The sequence below is a fragment of the Anabaena sp. UHCC 0451 genome, from assembly GCF_034931405.1.
In the GTDB taxonomy this organism is placed as follows: Bacteria; Cyanobacteriota; Cyanobacteriia; order Cyanobacteriales; family Nostocaceae; genus RDYJ01.
Genome location: NZ_JAYGHA010000029.1, coordinates 1 through 26,364 on the forward strand (window position 1 = coordinate 1; position 26,364 = coordinate 26,364).

Genomic DNA, 26,364 nt, shown 5'->3' on the forward strand with positions numbered 1-26,364 from the left:
AAATTTATGATTTGTAGGCAAGATTAAAAAAGAAGTCGGGGATCTGATGGGATAAAGATCCCCGACTTCTGACATCAATTTATGATTTGTAGACCAGATCAAAAAAGAAGTCGGGGATCTGATGATTAAACACTATAAAATTAAAGTTTCCAGCCTAGCTTGTACTTCTTCTATTAAATCTTGTGATACGGTTTCCACAAATTTAACTTTTCTCGCTCTCCAATCTAATGTTTTAATTTGGTCAGCTAACACAACTCCTTTTGTTTGCATTCCCTCAACCAGTGGAACTTCAAAACTCAGCCCTTTTGCGTTGCTAGTTATGGGACAAGCTAGGATTAAAGAAGCCATTTGATTATATTTAATTGGAGATATCACCAGCACTGGACGATAGCCAATTTGCTCACGTCCTTGCTGTTGTATTTCCTCATTTAAGATGTTAGCAATATCATCAAAAGACATTCCTGATGCTTGTAGAGTCAATGCACGCCTAATAGAATCCGCCGTAAACCGCTGCTGATTGCAAAATTCTAATTTAACAATATCTCCTCTGTTGGGAAAATAAGAAACTACCAATCTTCATTCCCCACAGCATTTCCAGTTTCAAATTCAGGATGAAATTTATCGGGAGTCATACCCTCTAGTAACTCATCAAGTGTATATTTTTTCCTTTTTTGCGGTGTAATCACAATGCTGTTACCTTCCAGAGTCAAATTTATAGCTACTCCTTCGGTTAATTGCACTTGTTCAGCTATAGATTTAGGAATGCGAATAGCTAAACTGTTTCCCCATTTTGCGACAATTGTAGTCATACTCTATATAAATTGTTAAAGTTCCGCCTTTAAACAACTTGCCTGATTGTATCTACTTTGAAGATACAGATTTAATCAGCAGATGTCAACGGGAAGTTTAGATTTTGTATTATGTACACCTGAGTTTGAGTAATTTATGTATATTTTCTGCAACATATACACATAATCAATAAATGTCAGCTAGTATCATAATCGACTTAGCCATTAAGATGTATTACCATGACTAACTCTAACTCGGAACTGTGGGATAAAATTCGTAAGCAATTTGATAGCGCACCATATCCAAATCGCCCTCTTGATGAATCTCCTAAAGATGATGTTAATGCCCTCTATATTCATAACATAATTACCTCATACTATTTGAGAAATCAGAAAGTTATAGACACTAAAGATAAAGTAATTTTAGATGCTGGATGTGGTTCTGGCTATAAATCCTTAATGTTAGCAGAAGCTAATCCTGGTGCAAAAATTGTCGGTGTAGATATATCAGAAGAGTCGGTAAAACTTGCACGGCAGCGTTTAGAATATCATGGTTGTGATAATGTTGAATTTCATGTTTTATCTATTTATAATTTGCCAGAGTTAAACTATCAGTTTGATTATATTAACTGTGATGAGGTTCTCTATCTTTTACCAGATATATCTGTAGCTTTGCAAGCTATGAAAGCTGTATTAAAGGCAGAGGGTATTATTCGCACCAACCTACATAGTTATATGCAGCGATTTAATTATTTTCGCGCTCAAAAAATATTCCAAATAATGGGTTTGATGGATGACACTCCAGGAGAAATGGAAATAGAAATTGTGAATGATACCATGACAGCTTTAAAGGATAATGTTAATCTCAAAGCTACAATATGGAATCCTAATCTAAATATATATCAAAGCGAAAATGGACAGGAAAGGATTTTAGTTAATTACTTGCTGCAAGGTGATAAGGGTTATAGTATTAATGATATGTTCTCAGCGTTAAAAGCGGCTGATTTAGAGTTTATCAAGATGAGAAATTGGCGACAATGGGACTTGATGAACTTATTTAAAGAACCAGATAATTTACCTGCTTTTCTGGGTATGAGTTTACCAGAAATTTCTGCACAGGAACAGCTAGAATTATCTGAACTACTCCACCCTGTGCATAGACTACTAGATTTTTGGTGTGGACATCCCCAAGCAGGAAATTCTTTTGTACCTGTTTCTGAATGGACTGACGCTGAGTGGGAAAATGCAACTGTACATCTACATCCACAGTTAAAAACCCCTGAATTTCAAACACAAGTTATTGCTTGTGTCAACGAAGGTGAGACTTTTCCGATTCGTAAGTATTTAGCTTTAAATGAGGAAGTGGTCTATGTAGATAGTGCAACTGCTCTATGCTTATTACCCTTGTTTAACAAACCTCTACCCATGATGTCTTTAGTAGACTATTGGCAATATTTTAGACCTTTTGACCCTCTGACAGCACAACCTATAGATAAAGTGAAGGTTTTTCACCTATTGCAAAAGCTACTTTTGGTGTTGGAGGATTTTGATTTGATTATGTTAGAATCACGATTTTGATTTTAGTTGCTAGTGATACCTCTTAAAAAGGGGGAATTTAAATCAAGTATGAGATTTATCAAATATCCTCTTAGACAAATCTCAACATTGGCAACAAAAAAATAGAGCCGTTCTATCATATGTCTCTACACTTGCAGCACACAGATTGTCAATATTGTCAATTTAGTTAAAATAAGGAAAATGACAGAGATAAAGCTTCACATTGGTGGAAAAGAACTTCATCCAGAATGGAAAATATTAGATATAGAACCTCGTCCAGAGGTGGACTATATTGGTAACGCATCAGATTTAAGTCAATTTGATGATAATTCCATTGCTGCTATTTATGCCAGTCATGTTTTAGAACATTTTTACTATGCCATAGATAACGAGTTGGTCGAGACCCTCACAGAATGGTATCGGGTTCTTAAACCAGGTGGACAACTGTTTATTAGTGTTCCTGACTTAAGAAAGTTGTGTTGGATGTATCTGCATCCAGAGTTTACAGTTGTTGACAGAATGCACATCATGCGGATTATATTTGGCGGACACACCAATATATATGATGTTCATAAAGTAGGATTTGATTTTGAAATACTAGCAGTTTTCCTAGAAGAAGTAGGATTTAACGAATATCAACAGGTCAATGAGTTTGACTTGTTTAAAGACAGCAGTACAATCCGCATTTTAGATACACTTATCAGTCTTAATGTAATTGCTACAAAACCATATACCCAATAAAAACGCGTAAGTAGGATTAAACGATAGCGCAAACCAACAGCATCTATAAAGACATGGGTTTACTTACGTTAACCTACCCTACACAAATGTTATTTTTCAGCCTTAGCAGAACAGTATTAGATAGAAAAAACATTCTTTGACTCTCTTGTGAAATCGCCTCTATCCCATGAAAGTCTCTCTAAATAAAGGTTGTAGTCCATTTTCATCACTATTAAATAGATGGTAAAAAAAATTTTTTCAGGAGGTGATATGAAATTGATCAGATGTGGGTAAGTTCTTAGCATAGAGAAACAAACAACACTCCACCCCAAGGAAAACTACTATGAAAACTGAACTGAAAGCAAAATTCATCCAACACATCCTCGGCAAAAAGAAAGAAAACGAAGGTTTCACCCTAATTGAATTGTTAGTTGTAATCATCATCATCGGTATTCTGTCTGCTATTGCTCTACCTTCCTTCCTCAACCAAGCTGCAAAAGCTAAACAGTCTGAAGCTAAAACCTACGTTGGTTCAGTTAACAGAGCGCAACAGTCCTACCGGATTGAAAATGCGTCGTTTGCTAATAATATAACCCAGCTGGAAATTGGTATTCCTACCACAACCCCTCATTATGATTATACGATCGCCAACGCAAGTAACACCACAACTACCTTTACCGCAGTATCTAAGGATGCCACATCTCTAAAAAGTTTCGCTGGTGGTGTTGTTATTCTTGCAACTGGACAAACTTCTGCTGTTGCTTGTCAGACAACGGGAGTTAGTGGTACTGCTCCTACACTTACACTAGGCACTGCAGCGCCTGCTGCCTGTGCAACTGGGGAACTAATGAAATAAGGTATAATGCTTTGTATTTGAAAATGCTAGATCAATTACAGTTGATATAGCATTTTTTTATCTGATTTTTTACCAAAAACATGGGTTTGAGGTTCCTCTCCCTTCTAGGGCGACTTTTTGATAGAATAGTACAAACAGGCAGGGCATTGTCTGTTGGGCGAGACAGTGTAAGACGGGGATTCCTGCAACTGTTGTTTGAAAGAAAGAATCTCCGCGCTTCTAGGGCGGGGAGTGTGTCAAATAATGTAGGGGTTAGCGATGTTAACCCCTGCTTTTGAGTTTTCAGGTAATTTGTGATCAGATTTCTATAGTGTTCGGTTAGAATATTGAAACTTTGCATATCCCCTAAATTCCCTATTTATAAATAAGTTCTAGGTTTTTAATTATGACTACCCAGTTAAATGATCAAGTTTCTTCAAACCTAACCTTATTAAGCATTCAAGAATACGAACAAAATATTACTAAAAATCCCCAGGAAGTTACTAACTATTGGTATTTAGGACTAAACTTATTATTAGAGGGTAGAGAAGAAGAAGCACAGATTACTTGGATGACTCCTTTTCTCGAATTTGGAGAACAAGAGTCAGAACAATGGTTGCAAGAATTAACAGAAATTTTATTAAATGCTGCTCAACAACAAGAAGCCAATTCTAACTATCAACTAGCTTGGGTAATTCGTCAACACATCAGAGAATTTGTCACTGATGATATTAATAATCTTTTAAAAATAATTGAACTAAATATTGACTTAAAGATTCATGATCTGGAAACGAATATTAATCAATTAATTGAACTTATATCTCAACTCACAAAAGCTCCTGCTTTTGATGAAAAATTACTAGTTCAAGTGATTGAAAAATTAGCTCATCCTGATCCGGTAAGTCCTCCTCCCTTTCTAGATAAATTGGTGGAAGTATTTATACCTTATTTATTAACTTCAGAAACCATTATTAAATTATTGACAGATAAAGCCGATGCCTATCATTATTTCTTTTACCAGCAGATGTCAATTTATTTTGCAAAAATTGCGCTCCGGCTAAAACCTAATAATTTAGATTGTATTAGAAAAATTATTTCTCCAATGCAAAGACTAGGACGAGATTATACTAAAGAGTCTATTGATTGGGCAAATAAATATTTAGAAATTTCTCAAGAACCAGTTGATCAAATAATTGGGACACAATTTTTATTGGAAGCATTTTTAACTTCTTGTCAGAGTTGGGAAAAATCAGTTCAAGCTTACCAAAAACATAAACTATTTTTATCTAATCTTGATATCAGTCAAATAGAAAATGAAAGTTTAGTGCAACTTTTAGCTGTTGGTGCTTTTTTACTATACATGGAGGATAATCCTCGTGAAAATAGGGTAATTCGCAATAGAGTCGCAGCTTTATGTCAACAACTGATAGACAAAAATTTTCCTGAATATATCAGCACTTATCAGCAACGTTTTCACTCACATCGTCCTTCTTTGAGTGAGCGTCCTTTAAGAATAGGCTATTTATCAGCATCTTTTCGGACTCATTCTGTCGGTTTTTTAGCTTGGTGGTTATTAAAATATCATGATCGACAACGATTTGATGTTTATTTATATTCTTTAGGAGATATTCCTGAAGATCCTCAACAACAGGCTTATAAAAACGAATTTGGTGATCATTTTTATCAAGGAAATCTGCCGATAGTGACAGTTGCAGATAAAATTAACCAAGATGAAATAGATATTTTAGTTGATTTAGATAGTTTAACTTCCTATGGTAATTGCGCTGTTGTAGCCCTAAAACCTGCACCAATTCAAGTTAGTTGGTTAGGGTACGATGCAACAGGTTTTCCAGGAGTTGATTATTTTATTGCTGATAATTATGTATTGCCAGAATCAGCACAAGATTATTATAGTGAAAAAATTTGGCGACTTCCTCAAAATTATATTGGGATTGATGGATTTTCTGTAGGAACACCAACTATCAGCAGAGAATCTTTAGATATTCCTGAAGATGGGATTATTTATTTTAGTTCCCAAACCGGAGTAAAACGTAATCTGCATAATATTCGCTTACAAATGCGAATTATTAAACAAGTTCCGAATAGTTATTTTCTCCTCAAAAGTCATCGAAGTAATCATCAAGATTTGCAAGATTTTATCACTCCAATTGCTGAATCGGAAGGAGTTGATTTAAAACAGTTAAGATTTTTACCTTCTGCACCCACAGATGCAGAACATCGTGCTAATTTAGCTATTGCTGATATAGTTTTAGATACCTATCCCTACAACGGTGCAACCACAACCCTAGAAACATTATGGATGGGTATACCATTAGTTACCAGAGTGGGAGAACAATTTGCGGCTCGTAACAGTTATACCATGATGATGAATGTGGGAGTTACAGAAGGTATTGCTTGGAGTGATGAAGAGTATGTAGAGTGGGGTGTGAGGTTGGGTAAAGATGAGAAATTAAGACAAGAAATTGTTTGGAAATTGAGGAAGTCAAGACAAACATCACCGCTATGGAATGGTAAGAAGTTTGCGCGGGAAATGGAGAAAGCTTATTTACAGATGTGGGAAATATATATTGATAGTAAAAAATAGATAGTAGGTTGGGTCTGAGTAGAAATAAAAGTTTACCTCGTGTTGCGGTTAAAATCGTGAGTACAAAAACAGGATTATCTAAAAATTTATTTCCTCCCTGTCCCTATTCTTTGGAACAATTATTAGATGATGATTGGTATCCCAAAGAATAAGAGTTTAAATTTTTGACAATCCATGATTAACTTCTTATACCAATTCTGTATAAAGATGCGCCAAATTTATCAGGGTTTTAACCGCAGAGGCGCAGAGGTCGCAGAGGAGGAAAATACAAGTCACAAAATTAAGCGCAGCCTCATAAAGAAATGGTATTAGATTCTTAAAATAGTTGATCAAATTTGATTCATCCAACTATCTAGTTGATAACTTTCTAACTTACTAACTGGTGCTTGTGATAAAGCTATTCTATCCTCATTATCTAAAATGATTCTACCATGAATAAGTGGTAATAAAGATTGCCATTGCATATCCCCTAGCTTATCTACCAGGGATATATCTATGGTATCAGTAATATCTAAATCTTCAAGTAATAGATTCATCGCTACACTAGATAAAAACATTTCTATATCTTCAGTAGCAATATCACCTGTGTGCATAATCAGGGTAATTTTCTCATTATTTGGATGATTTGCTAATGTTTGAATTATTTGTTGTAACTCAAAACCCAGTTCATCTTCTGGTTGTGTCCAATCAGGGAATATGATTAGATTAATCTCCCTTAAGCGCAGGTTTTGTTCTAGGTTTTCTGCAAGATAGGTTATAAATAATTCCTGGAACAGATTACCCATTTTTGCTGAGTAAGAACGACTATCAAGGAAACTAGGATTATTATTCATAGCTGCCTTAATTTCATCGCTTTTCTGTTTCCGTAATTCAGCATTATTCCCCAGTGTAACTGCTAATTGTATATAAGATTCTTCACTATCTGCTACCAAACCAGGAATATTTAATGTTAGAATCATTGCTGCTCCCATTGCAGAACGGAAACAATTTCCTTGTCTAGCTATGACTGGTAAATTAACTTGCAGTGGTTCTACTAGAGAAGTTGTTCCAGCAAAGGGAAAAGAATCTAAATAGACATCTGCTATTTTATAGTATTCCTTCATGTCCTGTCTATCTGGCACTGGTTGGGGATCTAATACTATTAATCTTTCAGGTGCTAACCCATAGTTGATAAATATGGAATTGAGGTAATTGATAAATTGTGTTTTGGGATAATTTTTAGCCCAATTTGGACCGAAAGGAAAAAGCACTAATACTGAATTTGGTACTTGAATAATAATTTTTGCCCAGGTTTCTATGAGTTCGGGAATGATTTTAAAGTAGTTAGCACAGGAGGTAAAGACAACTGCATCTTCTGGAATACCTAAGTTATTTCGCTCAACAGGAGTTGTGATTTTCCCTTCTTCAGTTCCATAACTGAAACAGTGGGCTGAACCTTCTAATTTAATTAGTTTTTCTTGATAATGTTCTTGTGCTGTGGGTGATGGATCTGTTAATGTACCGGAAATATAATAATCCATATTTCGCATTCCGGTTGTCACCACAGAACCACCGCTAGTAACTTGTATTCTAGCTAATCTATGGGCTGCTAATAAGCAGAATTGATTAGTTGATATGGTGACGTTGGTAGCTATGAATAATATATCAAGATCATCATCACGAATTGTTTTTACCTGTTGTGATAATTCCTGTGGTAATGGTTTAAATAAGTTGGCGGAAAGTTGACAATATTGTTCTAATGGTTCACCTGTTTCTGCAAGAGGATATAAGATAACTTCAAAGTCCCGGCTGAGATATTCATAAACTGGCAGATAGGCAAATGTTTCTGCTGAGGGTGTAAAATCTGTGGCTAGAATACCCAGGCGGATTTTTTTCCTGTTTATAGGTCTATCGGTAAATTGATAATCTGTTTCTAGTCCTTTGATTTTCAGGAAATGTTCTATTATTTCTGCTCGTTTTACATAGATATTTTTCAGGTTTTTTTCATTGAAGTATGGAGGAATAAAGGTAGTACGTTGAATGAAATAATTAGTGATTTCACACCCCAAGGTATAATCTAAATTATTAAATATTTGTTTGTGTAAATTATTAATACTATTTTCTATATACTCATGGTATTTCTTTGCTTCTCCTATTGTACGAAAGTAACCTGGGAAAGATACTAAAAACTGTACATATTCAGATATAAACCATTTTGGTAAACATGAAAAATCAGACGGCAAAAGTAATTGTAATTGATGAGAATTGCAATACAGCATAGATATTAGTAAATGCTGGATGGCTTTTGGTTGCCGTAGGTCTTGAGGGATGTTATCTAATATTTCCTTAACAAAAGTCTGTTCTTCTTGGGTTAAATTTTGATTTTGAATCCCACTATAGAGTAGTGTTTTATAGGTATTACCAAACAACCCTGCATAGATTTTTGGTAATTCGTTATCTGAAATATTTAGTATTTGGGTTGCTATTTCTTTTCTTAGTTGCTGTAATTCTGTTATTGGTAAATTAATAACAGGTTCGTTAACAAAAAATATATCTTTAACTTTTAAAATCTGAGAATTTCTATCTGATATTTCTGGTTCAGCACAAACTATGGTAATCATATCATTTACAAAACGTTGAATTGTTTCTTCGCCATATTTAATGGATATCTCTTGTTGATATCTCGCTTCTGGTAAAGTATTTCTTGCATATTCAACTTCATTGAATCCATAAGCAATTCCTTTTAACTCATACTCTTCATATTTTTCTAAAATTATTGATAGTGTAGAACTTCTTAACCATTCTTGTTTTGTAGAATCTGCAATGGGAATAATGATAGGGATACATCCACACATAGCAGCTATGAAATTTATGTAAGAATATGGATCATAGGATATTAAATACTCTTTAATATTGAAAATTTCAATTAAAATCTCTTGAGATAAATGATCATCTAAAAATAAAGAGTCTTGGGGATGCACATATTGTAAATTTTTGTGAAATTTGTGTCCTTTTCTAATGATGTGACAATATCCATTTCTGGATTGACCATGATTTTTCAATGCTGGATTTATGTATAATGGAGCAATAATATTATAGTTTTTAATGTCTTTCTCAAGATTATATGTACAATAATGATAAACGAAGTCATCTTTACCCCAACTTGTATATATATCCTGTGGACAATTAATACCCAGTTCGCAAAGAATCCATCTAACTACATATTTTGCTTTGAGAGGATTTCCAACTATAACTTCTGGATATACAACTACTGTATTTTCATTAATATCCTCTTTGTGTGCATATTTTTCAAAAATACTATTGGATAATTTAAACCCATCCCTATCAAATATTTTACAATCAAATCCTGATTTATCAATAGTATACGCTAAACTATACAGAGCAACAACACCTCCGATATTAGATTGAAAGCATGGGGAATAAATAACAAAATTTATTTGATATTTATGATTATTTGGTAACATTAAGATAGGCATAGTATTAATTTAGTAGATGAATTTTAAAATTGTTTTTGTTTGATTACTTTACAGCAGTAGAATAGGAAATTTTAGGCTTGACTTTCCCTATACATAATAACCTTTCACTACTTTCTAGTAAATCCATTTGATGATAATTAAAACACTTCCTTAAATTTTCAGGAGTACCTAAATCTAAGTTGATTAAATAATCTTCATAGAACTTTTTCCCTTTTCCCACAGGTACTATTTGAATATCATAACAATATTTTTCTAGAAAATATGTCACTTCTGAAATAGTAAAAAACCTTGCAGTGTAAAGAGGATCATCAATTTTTAGCTTATTAAAGTATTCTACAAAAGAAGGGTTATGTGCATTGTGTACTGCTACCATCATTCTTTTACTTGTAACTCTATGTTGTTCAGAAACCAGTAAATTAATTTCATCATCTGAGAAACAACTCCAGAATCCGTTGTGATAGGAGACATCAAAGTATTTATTCTCAAAAGGTAATTGCAAAGCGTCAGCTTGAATAATTAAATTTTCATATTCGGGAAATCGCTTTTTAGCTTGTTCAACTGATTGATTAGAAAAATCTATACCATAACACTCTACACCCCATTTATTTAGTTTTGCCATATCTCGAAAACTACCAGCACCAATTTCTAGAATTTTTTTCTCGTCACTTTCTAGGAAAGCGTATAAGTAATGTGCAAATCTAGGATCATTCTGGTAACGATCAAAAATTTTCACCCATTCTGAATTCCAATAGTTTTTATCTTTTAATAAGTCCATTTACTTGTCATCCTAAAATATAAATAAAAATTATACAATATAGGCAATCTGTTACAATTCTATATTTTTTATTTGTTTCCATAATAATATTCATTATCGTAGCTAAAGTTATCTAAATCAAAAGCAAATTGTATAGATAATCGATCATCTATACAGTTCTTTTTCCTTTCTTCAAAAATTACACCATGTAGTGTTCGTCTACCCCAAAACATAACACAAAGTCCTGGTTGTGGGTAAATATTAATTTTATTATTATGTATTAAATTAATTTTTTTATCCATCTCATCTTTGAATATTCTAGGATCTTGGCGTACCAGTGGATAAAGAACAAGTGGAAAATTTAAGTTAGCTGTAAGATATATAATTATAGTTAGTTGATTCCTATCAAAGTGTAATCTAAATCTATCATTTTTTGAGTTGAGTTTATTAGCAGATATTCCAATTGTTGTATCATCTATTTCGACAATTTCAGAAAAGCAAGATTTCAAGAAATTGAGGGTAGATTTGTATAGCTCACAAGTAAGAGGTGATCTGGATAATAATTCATTTCCATTTATTGTTGAAATAACAATACCATCATTGTTGACATATATTACTTGTTCAGACGTAAAAGCATTTTTTATTTGATTTTCAAGCTCTTTGACTATCGTATTTTGTACATAATTTTCAATCATGACAAAACCTTCTTCGTTTAGCTTTTCGATTATATTCATTGACGCTACAGAAATTCCAACATTAATTGACATACTTTTTGAATTATTTATGTGTGTATTATTTCTATGTATCTTTTTGAGATTATTTGCTGATTATACGGAATTTCTTTATCAATGGTTACACCTTGAAAACATTTAATATGGTTTTCAATAAAATCATAGCCCGCAATAATAGAAAAACCTATTCCCGCAGAAAATCTAGGATTGATGTCCATGATAAAGTATTTACCTTGAGAAAAGATAAGTTCAATGTTGATACACCCAATTATATCTAAAGATTCTGTAATTTGGTTGACGATATAGTTTAATTTATCATCGTTAAATAATTCAATTACTATACCTGCACCATTAACTGTTCTTAACAGCTCTTTGCGAGCAATAGAAACTTGATTTTTAAACTTATCTCTAATCGTATCCACAGTTATATATATTCCTTCAATATATGGTTGAAAAATATAGTCTTGAGCTTGCTCAATGGCATTCTGAAGATGTTGTTTATTTTTTGATATAATCACACCTTCGGAACTTCTACCTTTTCTTGGTTTGGCTATGATAACGTCATAATTATTCATATCAATATGATCTATATTTTCAAAAGTTGGTATCACTGATACTTCTCTATTTTGCGTGAAAAAACTGAAAAGATTAAATTTATTTCTCGCTATTTGTATAGAATGTGGATTTGAACAACATAGAGTTATACCTTGAGTGTGAAATTTTTGAATTTGCATACATAATACATCTATTTCGGGGTCAGTGAGTGGAATCAAAAAATCTACTTTATTTGATTTGCAAATTTCTAAAACATATTCTGTGTATTTTTTGTCATTGGTTAAAGGTACTTGATAAAAATAATCAACTAATTTTGAGGTTACTATCCATTCTTGAGGGTAAATATCAAAACCTATAATTTTACATTCGCAGTTGTTTTTCAGTGATTTAATCACTGCTTCGGATGACATAGAACCAATTGCTGTTAGCGCAATATTCATTAACATTAAACAAGTGAGGTTTATAATTAAATTAAATTTCAAAAATCATTTTTTAGCTGCTTATTCATATTTGATATTCCTGATTTTTCCCTATAACTGCTAATTTAATAATTTCACATATTTTACCTATATCCTCCTCAGAAATAGCTGTACCCGTTGGCAAAACCAAAACCCTCTGACCTAACTTTTCCGTTTCCGGTAACAACAAACCCGCATGGGGAAAATAAGAACGGTAGGGTTGCATCCGATGACAACCAGGATAAAAATACCTCCTCGCAATCACATTTTCTGCATGGAGAATTTTCAATAACAAATCTCTGCCAACTTGGGTTTTCTCCTCATCTATTTCTAACACAATATATTGATAATTATTCCTTTCCGCTTCATTAACAGGTAATAAAGAAACTCCCGGAATATCTGCTAAACCTTGTTGATAACAATAATAATTTCTACGGTTTACCTCAATAAACTCGGTAATACTTTCAAAGGAAGTCAACCCCATAGCGGCTGATACCTCAGACATCTTACCATTAGTCCCTAAATAGATGACGTTATCAAAACCAGAAAAACCAAAGTTTTTCATTAACCGCAATTTCTGATTTAACTCATCATCATTAGTAACAATTGCACCCCCTTCAAAGGTATTCATAAACTTTGTAGCATGAAAGCTAAATACTTCCGCACTGCCAAAATTACCAATCATTGTTCCTTGATGAGAACACCCAAAAGCATGGGAAGCATCAAACATCAGTTTAAGATGATGCTTATCAGCAATTTCTGTGAGTGTTTCCACGTGACAAGGTTGTCCCCAAACATGAACACCAATAATACCTGATGTTCGTGGTGTAATTAAAGATTCTACACGCCAAGGGTTGAGGGTATGGGTTTTAGGGTCAATATCACAAAAAACAGGTGTAATTTCTTGCCATTGTAAGGCATGGGCTGTAGCAATAAAGGTAAAAGAAGGAATGATTACTTCCCCTTTTAATTCCAATGCTCTAATTACCAACTCTAAAGCTATAGTACCATTGCAAATTGCTATACAATGTTTAACACCTAAATAGTCGGCTATTCTCTGTTCAAATTCTTGGACAAATACACCGTTATTAGATAACCAACGGCGATCAAGCATATCATTAATTCGGGCAAGAAGGTGATCGCGGTTGCCAATATTCGGACGGCCTACATAGAGTTTTTCTTTAAATTTTGGTTCACCACCAAAATAAGCTAGTTGGGAAAGATTGTTAGATGTAAACATAATAATTCTTTAAGAAATTCAATGTTAATTATTAGAAGATTTTTCGACTATATAAAACACTGAACGAGGATGTATACCGTGTTTTTCAAATGTTTGATCACCAAAAAAATTGATATCTAGTTGATTAACTAAAAACCCTGCTGATGAAAGTTTATTAATAAACCCAGGTTTGGAATACATACGCACATGATCATCATAATAAGGATTTATTTAGTAAATTAGATATTTCTTATGTGAGTTAGCGATCGCTCTCCCTCTTCTTCACATCCGCCAACACACTCTGATAATCTTGTCTATCAGGATGTAACTTAACCAACCTCTCCATAAGTGCGTTAGCGTAGCTCACCGTAGGTATAAGTCCTTAAATTACCCCTTGTGTCCGTAGGATACCCAGAATTTCCCAAAATCTATCATTTCCTTGATATGTTAATGTTTATTTAAATAAATCTTTACAATTAACATCAGTCAAAAATGTTATTAAATATTATAAAATAGCATTTACTCATCTAGTTCTACTCCCAATTCTCGCAATTTTGCCGCTAATTTATCAGCCCGTTGTTTTTCTTGTTCAGCCCGTTGTCTTTCCTGTTCAGCTAGTTCTTCACCTGTTAATAAAAGATTACCCTGTAAATCCCACCACCGTAACCACGGCAATTCTACATTTTTATATGTTCCTTGCCAAATTCCTAATTCAACACCCATTTTTTGAATTAGATAACGCCCCTTTTCATTAGGTGGCATTAAATAATATTTTCCTTCTACTAAATGATATAATTCTAAAGATGATTTCTTCTCTTCATAAATTCCATAAAAAGGAACTCTAATGGCTTTTTCATAAACCCAAAATTTACCCTGATAGGGAGTTTCATCCCTTTCTTCCTTACCATTACCAGATACAAATTCAATGACAATCAAAGGAGCTACAAATTCCTGCCATAAAACGTAAGAACGGCGCATTTGCCCATTTAAAGTGGGTGGTACATCAGGAACATAAAACCAATCTGGTGCTTCTGCTCCCCGTTCTGGAGGTTCAGTAATCCGCCAATAAATACCGCTATCTTGACCTATACAAAATTGTCTATCTGGGTGAATTTCTTGTAGTTTTGACCAAATAGATTCTGTTAATAAAATACTTTGGGGATGCTCTTGAAAGTTCTTCACTATTGTTCCATCTTCACAGGGTAATTGAGTATGATCTGGTAACTGTGTGGGAATATCTAGTTTAATACTATCCATAACTTACCATTGTGGAAGAATAGGGTTGTGTTCGCTACAATATACTATTGTATCTATTTTATTTAAATGAGTTTATTTAAATAAATCTTTACAATTAACATCAGCAAACCCAAAAATCATTATTTAATTCTTTTATGCTGAGTTATATTTTTATTCACCAGCTTGAGATTTAAGAATATTTACTATACTATCTGACAGCCATAAACCAGCATCTTGTAAAGCCTGGATTCCTGGAGATATACTAGAAATAAGTCCACGTTTTTTCGCTAAAATTAGTAACCCACCAGTACCCATAGTAATAATACTTAACGATTGACCACAACGCCGCGCTGCTCTATCATCAACTATAGCGGCATAACCTAATTTTTGATAAGCTAAACTTAAGACTTGTGATTCCCCTTTTCCTAAATCCCAAGCTGCTACTTCAGGTACTATATCATCAACTTTGATTCTTGTGATCCAAGAAACATTAGGTAATTCCCTTGCAGCAATATCATCTTTTACTCCTTGGGTAACTTCTTGAAAAACGCCTTCAGGAACTAATATTTCGGTGAATAATTGAGGTAATAATTTAGCTTGTTGACTTTTGAACAGAACAATTAGAGGAGAAGAATTAATGATGATGCTATTAATCAACATTTGCCATTTCCTCAGCTAATTCTTCTGCCGTATATTGAATGAAATCTACACGATAGCGTGATAAAGCATTAATAAATTCTGCACGAGTCAAACCAGCTATTTCTGAGGCTTTATTTTGTGAAATATCACCTAATTCATACCATTTAACAGCAGCAGCAATTCTCATTTCCTGTACAAACTCTTCTGGATTTTTCCGCAATGAAGAAAAGATCGTTTCTGGTAATTGAATGGGTACAGTTTTCATAACTTTATCAGTGAGCAAAATAATCCATCTGAACTATATTCTAAGAGCGATCGCTCTTAATTCCCCACTTTCTTTTTCACATCTGCCAACACAGTCTGATAATCTTGCCGATCAGGATGCAGCTTCACCAACCTCTCCATCAGTGCGTTAGCGTAGCTCACCGTAGGTATCGCTCCCTGATTATCCCCCGATTTTAACCGAATAATAGACAACTTCTCCAATGCAACTTGATTATTCGGTTCTCTTTGTAAAACCAACTCATAACCCTTAACCTGTTTTTGCAACTCAGTCTCAGCCGATTGCACCGCAACAGACGGCTCAGGTCTTTCCCAAGCCTGTTTAACAGTATTAAAACCCCCAAATAATATAGAACCACCGAAACCGAATAAAGAAATATATGTAACAATTCTTTGCTTTCTGGCAATTTGCTGACGACGTTTCTCTAAGTAATCACTACCTGAACTTGCCATATTATGTATAATTGCTGCGGAAAAAACTGAAAAACAGCAATCCTCCTCTCCTATTTATAAAATTACCCACAAAATTGCAGAAACTATCACACCCAACCACCAAAACCAGTTAACCTAGCGGAAAAAACCGATAATTAAATAAAGATTTGCTAACTTTTCGCAGAATTTCATCAGCATCTGCATAACTAGTGGTTTGTGGTCGTGATTACCGTACAAAAACCAATTTCTAGCAATTGACTAGATTGAGTTATGATATACTTGAAAAGTTAAGACCAGCCTTTCCCAGCTATAAGACCTACGCACCAGTAATAATTAAAACCCGGAAAGAAGTTTTAACTAAGCATTTACACAAACAAAATCTGAACTATATCGAGTTATGACTCAGCAAGTGATTCACCCTATGGTGAAATTGCAGCGTAATGTGCAATCACTCGTAGAATCCAATATTATCAAGCCCACTGATAGCATCTGGAAAATTGCCTTACTCTATGGCAATGACTGGCAGCACTGGAAACAGGAACTGCAAGACTTTGGCTTCAGTATGCAAGACCCCATTGGTGATCTGTTAGCAGTAGAAACCTGGGACGAAAACTAGGGATTAGGGACTGGGGAGATGGAGAGATGAATCACCCAATCACCAATCCCCAATCCCCAAAGGAGCTAAATCTATGACTCAAACCTTATCTAAAACTAAAATTCCCCTAGTTACCTTTGAAGAATTTATTCAATGGAAACCAGAAGGACAATTTTATGAACTCCATGATGGGGAAATAGTTGAAATGAACCCACCAGTAGGAAAACACGAAATCAGCACTGGGTTTTTATCTAGAAAAATAACAATCGAGTTTGACAGGCTAAATCTTCCCTACTTTATCCCTAAACAAGCACTAGTTAAACCATCAACCAGTGAATCAGCCTATTGTCCCGATGTTTTGTTGATAGACCTGACAAACCTAGTCAACGAACCCCTATGGGAAAAAACATCAACAGTTACCCAAGGTGATTCAATCCCATTACTCATCGAAGTTGTCAGTACAAATTGGCGAGTTGATTACTATAAAAAATATAGTGATTATGAAGAAATGGGAATTAAAGAATACTGGATAGTAGATTATCAGCCTTTTGGTGCTACTAAATTCGTTAACGAACCGAAACAACCCACTATAACCGTTTGTTCCCTAATGGGGGAAGAATATAAAATCAACCAATTTAGAAATAACGACAGCATCATTTCATCTACCTTCCCAGAATTGAACTTAACTGCCAATCAAATTTTTCTAGCTGGTAGCTGACATTAACGCCTTAGCCAATTCCTTAGCACTTTGATAGCGATCGCGTGGTAAAGGTTCTGTAACCCGCTCAATCACTGATCGAAGTTGGGGACTAATAGTCGGCATATTTTTAACATCAAAATAAAAACCTCGTCCCCTTTGACGGAAAAACTGCAACGGATTTTCACCCGTCAGTAAAAAAATCAGAGTAGGACCAATAGCATACAAATCTGATTGCGTCAGAGGTTGTCCCCTTTCCTGTTCAGGAGCGCAATAACCCTCAGCACCGATTCTTGTCCCCGGTGCAGTTCCAGTTTCCTTCACAGCCCCAAAATCCAACACCACAATCTGATTATTAGCATTTTTCACCATCAAATTAGCAGGTTTAATATCCCGGTGAATCAGTGGCTGATCTTGGTTATGCAGATAATCTAAAATATCACAAGTTTGAATCATCCAAGCGATCGCTTGATTGGGAGTCACAGGACCTGTATTATAGACACGTTTTTCTAAATCTTGTCCGTGAATTAACTCCATTGCTAGGTATTTTTTACCACCCTCAACAAAGAAATCATAATACTTAGGAATACCTGGATAATTAAGACATTTAAGCGTATTTGCTTCCCGTTCAAACAACTCTTGAGCTTTAGCAATTCTAGCCATATCAGCATTCATTTGCTTCAATACTAATAACTGCGGTATTCCGGTTGTCAAACCCGTAGCATCCCAAGCCAGATAAGTAGTACCCATACCGCCCTGTCCCAGAGTGCGTAAAATCTGGTAATGACGAATACGCTTGATAAAACTCAGAGGTTGTCCGCAATGAACACAAAATATATTGTTTGGTGAGTTTCCTTCATGACGACAAAGGGAAACAGCGGCTTTTTCAGTTTCCGGGGGTATTTGCTGCCCAGGTGAAGCAGTCGGTTCTGGGATATCCTGAAGTTGAAATTTGAGTAGAGGTCCCCCCTGTGCTAGTTCTAAGAAAGAATTATCAGGTAACGTGCTTTTAGTGATCAGAGTACCATTGACGAAAGTACCATTTGTTCCTTGATTAATTACCTGCCAAGCATCACCCTTACTACCAGCACTAACTTGCTTAATTTCCAGATGATATCGAGATACTAAACTATCATTTAAGACAACGTGATTATCCACCGCTCGACCAATGCGAATCACGGATGAATTTTCAAAACACCACTGCTTCAGGGGCGTTTTATGTTGCGAGTCTAACAGGGTAAGAGTAACCACAATAAAAAATAACTCTATCGCCAACCTTGCTGATTAGGAGCAACCTTGACCCGAATCAGTATACCCGTAATATTATCGTGACCATTGTGTTCATTGGCCAAATCAATCAAGTCAATGAGACCTGATTCCAAATTTGTACTAGAACTCAGCAATGGTGCTAGGTGAGTCTGCCAATAAGTTTCTACTAAATCATTATCTGATAAACCATCCGAAACTAACAATAGCAGAGTATCTTCACGAATCTCGAAAAAATCTACATCAGGATGGAGAAAATTTACATCCCTTGGACCCAAAGCTTGAGTGAGTTGGTAGGCATCTGGACGGGCATAAGCTATACTTTGTTCTACCCCTTTGGCAATTTCCCGTTGACCAACTTCGTGATCTACAGTCATTTGTTCTAGTCCGCCTTTGCGTGTAACGCGATAAAGACGACTATCACCGACATGAGCGATCGCTAATTTGGTATTTTGCATTAATAGCATCACCAAAGTAGTACCCATGCGTCCCACACCAGAACGCAGCCCTTCCTGATTGAGATCGTAAATTGTCTGATTAGCTAAAACCACTGCTTCTTGGATCACTTCAGCCGTTGGTAGTTCCTGAGAAACCCAGTTTTCTTGAAAGTATTGTCGCAGAGTATTTACAGCCAACTCACTGGCAACTTCACCCCCAGCGTGTCCTCCCATGCCATCACAGAGAATATACAGCCCACGCGCTTGCAAATTGCGATTTCTGGGTAATTCTAGCTTTTGCAGCTTGGTTTCAATGCCAAAATAATCTTCATTGTGATCACGTTGGCGACCGACATCAGTACGTCCTGTATCTTCTACACTCCTTAACTGCATGGACAAGACTATGGTCGGTGCATCTTCGTTTTTATTCAGATCCTGCCAATCATCATCTTGTAACAAAGTTTGTGAAGCCGGATATTTTGCCTCTGGAGAACTAGCAGCAGATTGAGAGGGTAGTTGTAATTTTGTGGCTATTTCCTCAAAACGCGATCGCAATTCTGCCAAAGTCGCAATTTTACCGACTTCTAAATCCTCCACTACTTCCATAACCCAGGTAAGATCAGGACTTTGAGATTGTGTATATAAACTGTGCCAAACCTGTCCTAAAGCTTTGATACTTAAAGACTTTTCTAGATTTTGTGTATCTTGTGGATCTTGGAGACAATTATCAGTAAATATTTCCCCATACAAACGTTGTAACCCCAAGGTTTGATCCTCATCCAGCCGCAGATTCGACAATTCCAGCAAACTCTGACGACAATTTACCCGTTCCAGTATTTCCCAAAGTTGGAGCATCTGATAACACCAGTGTAAAATCTGTAACGGATGGGTTGTAGGATCTTGCCAAGCATTTAGCAATAACTGCCAATGGGAACGTTCTTCAATCAAGATTACCTGCATATTATCTTGCTGCCAGGCATCATGAATTACTGGTATTCCCGGTGGCATTTCTCTTTGTAATGACACATAAGCTTTAGCCAAACTAGGAATACCAATTACACTCACTGATGGTACAACCAATCCCTGGTGTTGATTTTCCAACATGGCCTCAATCGGTGAAATCTGGAAAGGGGAACAATCCAAAACCCTAACTTTCGCCTCAGTACCAGCAGTAATTAATTCTGCTTCTGGCAGAGATTCCAATAATTGATAGCGTTGTCCCCGGTCTAAAAAAGAGCCTACTACAAATGCTGGACTCGTGTTTGTACTACCCATATCTGGTGGTAATTTCCCGTCCCCAAATTCTGCAACAGGAACAAATGTTTCTTGGGTAATGATGGCCTGCCAAATTGTGCTGCATTCCACACCACAGTTTTGACAATATTGAGTATTTAAAAGAACATCTACACCACATTGAGGACAAGTCCTGTGAGTTAAAGATGTGCCACAACTTTGACAGAACTTATTATCATTGGGGTTTTCAAATTGACAATGAGGGCAAATCAGCATAGTGGAAGTTCCTTCTAAGATGCTTTGAGCCACTAAAATCTAAAGTGCGGTAATTAGCAGACCCTGATTACAGTGGATAGACAAGAAATTGTAGTGACTTTGTTAAATGCGAGACTTTTCTAAGTCTTTGATTTCTGATTGTGTGAGGTTGCGCCATTCACCTGGTTGTAAACCCTTTAATTGTAAGTGAGCAATACTGATCCTGATTAATCTTAAGGTAGGAAAACCTAAAGCCGCAGTCATACGCCTTACTTGGCGGTTTTTTCCTTCTGTGAGAGTCATTTCCAACCAAGCAGTAGGAATATTTTTTCTAACTCTGATCGGGGGGTTGCGTTCACTCACCGTAGGTTCTTCTAAAAATAGCCTAATTTGGGCGGGACGAGTCCGATAATTTTGAATTTCTACCCCTGTGCATAATTTGTTAATAGCCTCTGGGTCAGGAATGCGTTCTACTTGTACCCAGTAAGTACGTTGATGTCCAAAACGCGGGTTAGAGAGACGATGCTGTAATGGTCCATTATTGGTTAACAACATCAATCCTTCACTGTCCCAGTCTAAGCGCCCTACAGGATAGACATCAGGAACATCAATATAGTCTTTGAGGGTAATGTGTTGGGGAGATTCCTGTGTAAATTGACTCAGAACTCCATAGGGTTTATGAAAAATAATATACTTAAATTCCTTGGTCATTTCTTTAATTACTGGACAATTAGATGAGTACCTAATTACGTAATCAAGCTTTTTATTTAAAACAATTATTGATACAAATTCTAGCTTGACTACACTGTAGAGATACTGAATTATATGATTATTTCACCTCAGTTACTCGCCAGCTTAGTTTCAAATTAACCCAGAAATTCCAAATAGTTGCAACTGCGATCGCTACTAACTTAGCTAAATACTGATTCATGCCCAAAGTATTGTAAAGGAAATTCACTACTAATGTTTGGATGATTATCCCAGCTAAACAGACCATATTGAACTTCAAAAATCGTTTGAAACGTTGGCGATTTCCGATCTGCTTGCGGGAAATATCGCCAAAAGTCCACAAATCATTCCAAAGGAAATTATTGAGAATTGCTACTTCGGCAGACATAATTGTACTACGAGTCAAACCCACATTAATCACGGTACGCATTAAGTGAAATACCGTTAAATCGACAAATACCCCACTAAATCCCACTGCACCAAAGCGGAGAAATCGACCAATAGGAAAGTTGACTTTTTGACTGATTTTACCTAACTTACCAGTAGATAACCGTAAGCGGATTAAGTGTTGAATATACTCTACATATTGCTTCCACGTTACCTTGCTTTCACCTTCTGTGCGTTCGCGGAATACATAACCAGCTTCGGCAATTTCCCCTACTTGTCCTCGGCCAATAACTTCTAAGAGGATTTTATACCCGACAGGATTCATAGTTGCACCAGCGATCGCACTTCGTTTTACCATAAAATAACCACTCATCGGATCAGTAACTCTACCCAATACACCTGGTAGGATTACTAACCCTAGTACCTGCGCCCCACGAGACAAAAAGCGTCTAATCACACTCCAACTACTTACACCACCACCGTCTACGTGACGACTAGCTAAAGCCAAATCTGCTCCTCCTTCTATTTTATGTAACAGTTGCAATAATACTTCTGGAGGATGCTGCAAATCTCCATCAATTACACCTAAAATATGACCTGTAGAGGCTTGCCAACCACGAATTACTGCTGAAGAAAGTCCCCGTTCCTCTTGTCTTCGCATCACTCTTAACTGCGGATAATCTGGAATCAGTGATTGTGCTACTTCCCAAGTTAGGTCTGGACTATCATCATCCACTACAATTAGTTCATAATTACTAGGAATCGCTTCATCCAGTAACCTACTGAGAATATTAACTATATTCTCGATATTATTACGTTCTTTGTAAGTAGGAATCACCAGAGATAGTAGAAGATTATTGTCATCAGATGAATACTCAGCAATCTTTAATGAACCCGTGGGAACGGTTAACAGTGAATTTGATGGGTTTGTATTCATAAATGTAGTCAATGTAGTAAGTTCTAAATGCTGAAACTGCCTGTATAAAGATTAACTATTTACAGGTTACAATAATCTTGCTCAACTTGGTATAACTTGGTATAAGAAATATTGTTTTTTTACCCAACCAATACTAGGACAGCTAAAATCTTATATTTATTATCTGAACGCAACAGACAATAATTACAAATTACGAATGTAAAGATTAGCCGTAAAATTATCAAGATTCATTGTCCCTGAAAGATTGCGAGTTTCTTTTAATTGAAATTGAGAAGACAAAATCTGTTGAATTTTCTCTTCTTCTTTTTTTACTTCCGCTTCTGTGTTCAACCGTGACCATAGAGGATAACCACTATTTAACCAAACAATCCGAGAATATTTGTCTGGTGTTTCCTTGAGAACTTTTTCTAAATTGGTTGCTAAATCTGCGGGGTGCTGCGATAAAAGCATGACAGGATAATCAGCAGGAATATAATAAGCAACACGGTTTACATGACCCCAAGCTTTTGAGTTCATAGCAATTAAAGTTGGCTGATTTACATCTTTAGCAATTAATTCTGCAACTGAACGAAAAACCGAACGATGTCTTAGACTCAAATCACCAATACTAATGCTTAGATATATTAGTAATATACCACCAGCTACCAGGGTACGCCAGTTTTTAGAAACTGCCTTTTCTACCCACAAAGCTATTAATAATAAACAGCCGGGGACAATTATAATCATTGTCCTGCCAAAACCAAAACCTAAAGTAAACTTTTTACTAGTGATGTCTACTATCAAGGCCAGTAATATCGGTAAAATTCCTAATATTAAAACTGTAACTAAATTTTTCTGTTCATTTTTTTTCCACAAATGAATACTAAAACCAACAAATATCAAGATAATTAAACAACCAGCTATAGTCACAATTATGGGATCTAAACTAGTCGCCCAGTCCCCTATTAATACATCAGTACCCAAAGTGTTAGCAAAATCCTGTAAATGTTTTAACAAAGGAGGCAATGTAGACTTGGCATTACCAAAACGGTTTAAGTCGGCATTACGAAGTTGCTTAATTGTACCCCACAACACCCAAGGCATGGTTAATAAAACTCCAAAACCTAAGCGTAATCCATATTGCAACCAATGTCGTCTATCTAAATAAAGTACCAATACTCCTAAAATTATTAGCCAATAGGCATATAAATAAAAAGTCATTAATCCAACAGCAATGGCAATAATTAAAAGTCCATTCCATAACCACTGACTGCGACGACTTTGGCTGATATCTGAATTTTGCTGTTTAATCAGATTTAATAATGCCCATGTACTGAGAATTACCCATAATACTAAAGGTGCATACATTCTAAGATTGAGAGAATGAAATAAATAAAATGGACTAATAGCGATGAGTGAGGCAAAAAAAAGTCCACCCCGATGCCCTAAAATAAACTTTCCTAAACCATACGCTCCACCCATAGCGGCTATACTAAATAATGTATTTAAACTCCGCATTGCCGTTTCGCTATTGCCAAAAAGACGTAACCAAAAATGTTGACTTAAAAAGAATATTGGTGGATGAGGTTCTCCACCTAATAGGTTTTTAAGCAGATCCCTCATAGTTACAAAAAAGTCATGTATACTCGTTTCCATTGGCAAACTTAATACAGATGTATATTCTGCTAATACTACTGGTACATCCCCAGGAGTAATGTAGGATTTGTATCTTCCCGTGGAAAGGAGTAATGATAAAACTTCGTCATACCAAAATTCTCTAGTCCCTAAATTGATCATTCTGAGGATGACTGCTATGGCTATAGTTATGAAGGCTAATGTTTCTATAGACAGAAATTGTTTCAGGTTATTTTTTGGTAAATTCGTTTTCATCGGTGTTATAAATTTTTATGGATTTGTTTTCTCTTTTTGTTTTTGATGGAAAAAGCCAAACAAACTGCCAATGTATGTTCCCAATACATGGCACTCTACATAGTCAGTGGAGAAGCGAAAATCAGCGTCATCAAACCTATAGAAATTATCAAACTATCAAATTTAAAATCTTGACAAAGACGATAAAAATTAAACCAGATTACCCATGTAGAAATTAAGGGAATTATGTAAAATCCTTTATAACCCAAAATAGCGTAAAATGGTGCAGTAATGAGGGGAAATGTAAACGGGAATGTGATATAATAAAATGCAACCTGTGACAGTACATATAAAGAGAAAATCACACCTGATAAAATAATCAGTAATGGTAATTTGGCTTTTAATTTATTCATACCCATAATAAAATTTTGACTAACTGTGACTAATCTAACCTTGGATAAAATTCTTGAGCGTTCATTGCTAGGGTTTAATATATCACCATCTGAGGCAGTAGTATTATTAAAACAAACTGACCCAGAGACTGTAAATGCTATTCGGGTTACAGCTGACCAACTGCGACAAAAACAAGTTGGAGAGACTGTTACTTACGTAATTAATCGTAATATTAATTTTACTAACATCTGTGAACAGCATTGTAGTTTTTGTGCTTTTCGTAGGGATGAGGGAGATACGGATGCTTACTGGTTAAATTGGGCGCAAATTCTAGAAAAATCTACAGATGCAGTGCGTAGAGGAGCGACAGAAATTTGTATGCAAGGGGGATTGCACCCACAAGCGCAAATTAATGGAAAATCCTTACCTTATTACATTAAGTTAGTAGAAACTATTAAACAGGAGTTTCCCCAGCTACATTTACACGCTTTTTCGCCCCAGGAAATCCAGTTTATTGCCAGATTAGACGGAATTTCCTACAGTGAAGTCATTACAGCCTTGCGTGATGCTGGCGTGGGTTCGATGCCGGGAACAGCGGCAGAAGTGTTAGATGATGAAGTGAGAAAGATATTGTGTCCAGAAAAGATTGATACTGGAACTTGGTTAGAAATTGTCAGTACGGCACACAAATTAGGTGTAACCACTACGAGTACAATGTTATCTGGGCATATTGAAACCCCAGAACAGCAAATTGCACATTTAGAAAAATTGCGATCGCTGCAACAAACAGCCTTAGAAAAAGGATACCCAGCCAGAATTACAGAATTTATTATCTTACCCTTCGTTGGTCAAGAAGCACCTAAATCCTTGCGTCGGCGGGTGGGAAGAGATCAACCAGTCTTAGCCGATGCACTTTTACTCACTGCGGTAGCACGGATATTTTTAGGAAATTGCATACCTAACCATCAACCGAGTTGGGTAAAATTAGGGCTGGCTGGAGCGACAGAAGCCTTAACTTGGGGTTGTAACGATATTGGTGGCACATTGATGGAAGAACACATCACCACCATGGCCGGGGCTATTGGTGGTACGTGTATGGAAGTAGAAACCCTACAAAGTGCGATCGCTTCCCTCAACAGACCCTATCAACAACGAAATACATTATATGAGGTGATTGGGGATTAGGGATTAGGGATTAGGGATAAATTTTCTTCCCTGCTCCTCCGCCCCCCTGCTTCTTCCCCAGTCCCCAGTCCCCATTCACCAGTCCCCATTCCCTGATCCCCTATCCCCAGATCCC

General features: G+C 35.8%; 25 protein-coding genes. 8 read left to right on the forward strand and 17 right to left on the reverse strand.

Annotated elements, in window-relative coordinates:
- Positions 1 to 132: 132 nt before the first annotated feature.
- Both VB694_RS18925 and VB694_RS18930 read right to left on the reverse strand, forming a co-directional pair.
- Complete coding sequence (locus tag VB694_RS18925; protein ID WP_323361883.1) at positions 133 to 573, reverse strand: type II toxin-antitoxin system PemK/MazF family toxin; 441 nt, start codon at positions 571 to 573, stop codon at positions 133 to 135.
- On the reverse strand, positions 567 to 809 hold the full coding sequence (locus VB694_RS18930; protein WP_096565304.1) for an AbrB/MazE/SpoVT family DNA-binding domain-containing protein: 243 nt from the start codon (positions 807 to 809) through the stop codon (positions 567 to 569). The genes VB694_RS18925 and VB694_RS18930 overlap by 7 nt, the downstream gene beginning before the upstream one ends.
- A 219-nt stretch (positions 810 to 1,028) precedes the next feature.
- Between VB694_RS18930 and VB694_RS18935 the strand changes: the two genes are divergently transcribed.
- The 5 genes from VB694_RS18935 to VB694_RS18955 all read left to right on the forward strand — a co-directional run bounded on the left by VB694_RS18935 (position 1,029) and on the right by VB694_RS18955 (position 6,657).
- Positions 1,029 to 2,366, forward strand: coding sequence for a class I SAM-dependent methyltransferase (locus tag VB694_RS18935; protein ID WP_323361884.1), 1,338 nt, complete (start codon positions 1,029 to 1,031; stop codon positions 2,364 to 2,366).
- 180 nt (positions 2,367 to 2,546) lie between these two features.
- A complete protein-coding gene (locus VB694_RS18940) occupies positions 2,547 to 3,086 on the forward strand; it encodes a class I SAM-dependent methyltransferase (protein ID WP_323361885.1) in 540 nt (179 codons plus the stop codon).
- A gap of 322 nt (positions 3,087 to 3,408) precedes the next feature.
- Entirely contained in the window at positions 3,409 to 3,921 is a 513-nt protein-coding gene (locus VB694_RS18945) for a type IV pilin-like G/H family protein (RefSeq protein ID WP_323361886.1), read from the forward strand.
- A gap of 385 nt (positions 3,922 to 4,306) precedes the next feature.
- Positions 4,307 to 6,505: a hypothetical protein gene (locus VB694_RS18950; RefSeq protein WP_323361887.1), complete on the forward strand. Its 2,199-nt coding sequence runs from the start codon at positions 4,307 to 4,309 to the stop codon at positions 6,503 to 6,505.
- An 8-nt stretch (positions 6,506 to 6,513) separates the two neighbouring features.
- Positions 6,514 to 6,657 (forward strand): DUF29 family protein, encoded by a 144-nt coding sequence (locus VB694_RS18955; RefSeq protein ID WP_323361888.1) that lies wholly within the window; start codon positions 6,514 to 6,516, stop codon positions 6,655 to 6,657.
- A gap of 177 nt (positions 6,658 to 6,834) precedes the next feature.
- On the opposite strand, the gene VB694_RS18960 is transcribed toward VB694_RS18955, so the two are convergent.
- The 9 genes from VB694_RS18960 to VB694_RS19000 all read right to left on the reverse strand — a co-directional run bounded on the left by VB694_RS18960 (position 6,835) and on the right by VB694_RS19000 (position 16,308).
- A complete protein-coding gene (locus VB694_RS18960; protein ID WP_323361889.1) occupies positions 6,835 to 9,981 on the reverse strand; it encodes a methyltransferase type 11 in 3,147 nt (1,048 codons plus the stop codon).
- A gap of 43 nt (positions 9,982 to 10,024) precedes the next feature.
- On the reverse strand, positions 10,025 to 10,756 hold the full coding sequence (locus VB694_RS18965) for a class I SAM-dependent methyltransferase (protein ID WP_323361890.1): 732 nt from the start codon (positions 10,754 to 10,756) through the stop codon (positions 10,025 to 10,027).
- A 68-nt stretch (positions 10,757 to 10,824) separates the two neighbouring features.
- The gene (locus VB694_RS18970) at positions 10,825 to 11,502 is read right to left on the reverse strand and encodes a hypothetical protein (protein WP_323361891.1); all 678 of its coding nucleotides are present in this window, start codon (positions 11,500 to 11,502) and stop codon (positions 10,825 to 10,827) included.
- 14 nt (positions 11,503 to 11,516) lie between these two features.
- The gene (locus VB694_RS18975; protein ID WP_323361892.1) at positions 11,517 to 12,467 is read right to left on the reverse strand and encodes an ATP-grasp domain-containing protein; all 951 of its coding nucleotides are present in this window, start codon (positions 12,465 to 12,467) and stop codon (positions 11,517 to 11,519) included.
- 58 nt (positions 12,468 to 12,525) lie between these two features.
- The gene (locus VB694_RS18980) at positions 12,526 to 13,719 is read right to left on the reverse strand and encodes a DegT/DnrJ/EryC1/StrS family aminotransferase (protein WP_323361893.1); all 1,194 of its coding nucleotides are present in this window, start codon (positions 13,717 to 13,719) and stop codon (positions 12,526 to 12,528) included.
- A gap of 498 nt (positions 13,720 to 14,217) precedes the next feature.
- Positions 14,218 to 14,955 carry a Uma2 family endonuclease gene (locus VB694_RS18985; RefSeq protein ID WP_323361894.1) on the reverse strand — a complete coding sequence of 246 codons (738 nt, stop codon included), beginning with the start codon at positions 14,953 to 14,955 and terminating at the stop codon, positions 14,218 to 14,220.
- 150 nt (positions 14,956 to 15,105) lie between these two features.
- Positions 15,106 to 15,594 carry a DUF3368 domain-containing protein gene (locus VB694_RS18990; protein ID WP_323361895.1) on the reverse strand — a complete coding sequence of 163 codons (489 nt, stop codon included), beginning with the start codon at positions 15,592 to 15,594 and terminating at the stop codon, positions 15,106 to 15,108.
- The gene (locus tag VB694_RS18995; RefSeq protein WP_323361896.1) at positions 15,584 to 15,838 is read right to left on the reverse strand and encodes a UPF0175 family protein; all 255 of its coding nucleotides are present in this window, start codon (positions 15,836 to 15,838) and stop codon (positions 15,584 to 15,586) included. The genes VB694_RS18990 and VB694_RS18995 overlap by 11 nt, the downstream gene beginning before the upstream one ends.
- Before the next feature lie 56 nt (positions 15,839 to 15,894).
- On the reverse strand, positions 15,895 to 16,308 hold the full coding sequence (locus tag VB694_RS19000; RefSeq protein WP_323361897.1) for a tetratricopeptide repeat protein: 414 nt from the start codon (positions 16,306 to 16,308) through the stop codon (positions 15,895 to 15,897).
- A gap of 376 nt (positions 16,309 to 16,684) precedes the next feature.
- Between VB694_RS19000 and VB694_RS19005 the strand changes: the two genes are divergently transcribed.
- Both VB694_RS19005 and VB694_RS19010 read left to right on the forward strand, forming a co-directional pair.
- Positions 16,685 to 16,903: a DUF4327 family protein gene (locus VB694_RS19005; RefSeq protein WP_323361898.1), complete on the forward strand. Its 219-nt coding sequence runs from the start codon at positions 16,685 to 16,687 to the stop codon at positions 16,901 to 16,903.
- 73 nt (positions 16,904 to 16,976) lie between these two features.
- Positions 16,977 to 17,600 (forward strand): Uma2 family endonuclease, encoded by a 624-nt coding sequence (locus VB694_RS19010; RefSeq protein WP_323361899.1) that lies wholly within the window; start codon positions 16,977 to 16,979, stop codon positions 17,598 to 17,600.
- On the opposite strand, the gene VB694_RS19015 is transcribed toward VB694_RS19010, so the two are convergent.
- From VB694_RS19015 to VB694_RS19040, 6 genes are all read right to left on the reverse strand, one after another.
- The gene (locus VB694_RS19015) at positions 17,586 to 18,830 is read right to left on the reverse strand and encodes an FHA domain-containing serine/threonine-protein kinase (protein ID WP_323361900.1); all 1,245 of its coding nucleotides are present in this window, start codon (positions 18,828 to 18,830) and stop codon (positions 17,586 to 17,588) included. The two genes, VB694_RS19010 and VB694_RS19015, sit on opposite strands and share 15 nt — an antisense overlap.
- Positions 18,831 to 18,844: 14 nt before the next feature.
- Positions 18,845 to 20,791, reverse strand: a complete 1,947-nt coding sequence (locus VB694_RS19020; protein ID WP_323361901.1) for a serine/threonine phosphatase — start codon at positions 20,789 to 20,791, stop codon at positions 18,845 to 18,847.
- A gap of 102 nt (positions 20,792 to 20,893) precedes the next feature.
- Positions 20,894 to 21,481 (reverse strand): pseudouridine synthase, encoded by a 588-nt coding sequence (locus tag VB694_RS19025; RefSeq protein ID WP_323361902.1) that lies wholly within the window; start codon positions 21,479 to 21,481, stop codon positions 20,894 to 20,896.
- A 118-nt stretch (positions 21,482 to 21,599) separates the two neighbouring features.
- Positions 21,600 to 22,823, reverse strand: coding sequence for a glycosyltransferase family 2 protein (locus VB694_RS19030; RefSeq protein ID WP_323361903.1), 1,224 nt, complete (start codon positions 22,821 to 22,823; stop codon positions 21,600 to 21,602).
- A gap of 183 nt (positions 22,824 to 23,006) precedes the next feature.
- Positions 23,007 to 24,692 carry a glycosyltransferase family 39 protein gene (locus tag VB694_RS19035; RefSeq protein ID WP_323361904.1) on the reverse strand — a complete coding sequence of 562 codons (1,686 nt, stop codon included), beginning with the start codon at positions 24,690 to 24,692 and terminating at the stop codon, positions 23,007 to 23,009.
- A gap of 95 nt (positions 24,693 to 24,787) precedes the next feature.
- Positions 24,788 to 25,084, reverse strand: coding sequence for a hypothetical protein (locus VB694_RS19040; protein ID WP_323361905.1), 297 nt, complete (start codon positions 25,082 to 25,084; stop codon positions 24,788 to 24,790).
- A 25-nt stretch (positions 25,085 to 25,109) separates the two neighbouring features.
- Here VB694_RS19040 and cofH point away from each other — a divergent pair, with 25 nt between their 5' ends.
- Complete coding sequence (gene cofH / locus VB694_RS19045; RefSeq protein WP_323361906.1) at positions 25,110 to 26,249, forward strand: 7,8-didemethyl-8-hydroxy-5-deazariboflavin synthase subunit CofH; 1,140 nt, start codon at positions 25,110 to 25,112, stop codon at positions 26,247 to 26,249.
- Positions 26,250 to 26,364: the final 115 nt, after the last annotated feature.

Bases quoted from the DNA above. Each gene is read 5' to 3' on its own strand.
- VB694_RS19025 (WP_323361902.1), bottom strand. From the start codon at position 21,481: ATGACCAAGGAATTTAAGTATATTATTTTTCATAAACCCTATGGAGTT.
- VB694_RS19010 (WP_323361899.1), top strand. From the start codon at position 16,977: ATGACTCAAACCTTATCTAAAACTAAAATTCCCCTAGTTACCTTTGAA.
- VB694_RS18935 (WP_323361884.1), top strand. From the start codon at position 1,029: ATGACTAACTCTAACTCGGAACTGTGGGATAAAATTCGTAAGCAATTT.
- VB694_RS18945 (WP_323361886.1), top strand. From the start codon at position 3,409: ATGAAAACTGAACTGAAAGCAAAATTCATCCAACACATCCTCGGCAAA.
- VB694_RS18930 (WP_096565304.1), bottom strand. From the start codon at position 809: ATGACTACAATTGTCGCAAAATGGGGAAACAGTTTAGCTATTCGCATT.
- VB694_RS18965 (WP_323361890.1), bottom strand. From the start codon at position 10,756: ATGGACTTATTAAAAGATAAAAACTATTGGAATTCAGAATGGGTGAAA.
- VB694_RS19035 (WP_323361904.1), bottom strand. From the start codon at position 24,692: ATGAAAACGAATTTACCAAAAAATAACCTGAAACAATTTCTGTCTATA.
- VB694_RS19005 (WP_323361898.1), top strand. From the start codon at position 16,685: ATGACTCAGCAAGTGATTCACCCTATGGTGAAATTGCAGCGTAATGTG.
- VB694_RS19000 (WP_323361897.1), bottom strand. From the start codon at position 16,308: ATGGCAAGTTCAGGTAGTGATTACTTAGAGAAACGTCGTCAGCAAATT.
- VB694_RS18940 (WP_323361885.1), top strand. From the start codon at position 2,547: ATGACAGAGATAAAGCTTCACATTGGTGGAAAAGAACTTCATCCAGAA.
- VB694_RS18995 (WP_323361896.1), bottom strand. From the start codon at position 15,838: ATGAAAACTGTACCCATTCAATTACCAGAAACGATCTTTTCTTCATTG.
- VB694_RS18975 (WP_323361892.1), bottom strand. From the start codon at position 12,467: ATGTTAATGAATATTGCGCTAACAGCAATTGGTTCTATGTCATCCGAA.
- VB694_RS18980 (WP_323361893.1), bottom strand. From the start codon at position 13,719: ATGTTTACATCTAACAATCTTTCCCAACTAGCTTATTTTGGTGGTGAA.
- VB694_RS19030 (WP_323361903.1), bottom strand. From the start codon at position 22,823: ATGAATACAAACCCATCAAATTCACTGTTAACCGTTCCCACGGGTTCA.
- VB694_RS18970 (WP_323361891.1), bottom strand. From the start codon at position 11,502: ATGTCAATTAATGTTGGAATTTCTGTAGCGTCAATGAATATAATCGAA.
- VB694_RS18990 (WP_323361895.1), bottom strand. From the start codon at position 15,594: ATGTTGATTAATAGCATCATCATTAATTCTTCTCCTCTAATTGTTCTG.
- VB694_RS18985 (WP_323361894.1), bottom strand. From the start codon at position 14,955: ATGGATAGTATTAAACTAGATATTCCCACACAGTTACCAGATCATACT.
- VB694_RS19020 (WP_323361901.1), bottom strand. From the start codon at position 20,791: ATGCTGATTTGCCCTCATTGTCAATTTGAAAACCCCAATGATAATAAG.
- VB694_RS18960 (WP_323361889.1), bottom strand. From the start codon at position 9,981: ATGCCTATCTTAATGTTACCAAATAATCATAAATATCAAATAAATTTT.
- VB694_RS19040 (WP_323361905.1), bottom strand. From the start codon at position 25,084: ATGAATAAATTAAAAGCCAAATTACCATTACTGATTATTTTATCAGGT.
- VB694_RS18950 (WP_323361887.1), top strand. From the start codon at position 4,307: ATGACTACCCAGTTAAATGATCAAGTTTCTTCAAACCTAACCTTATTA.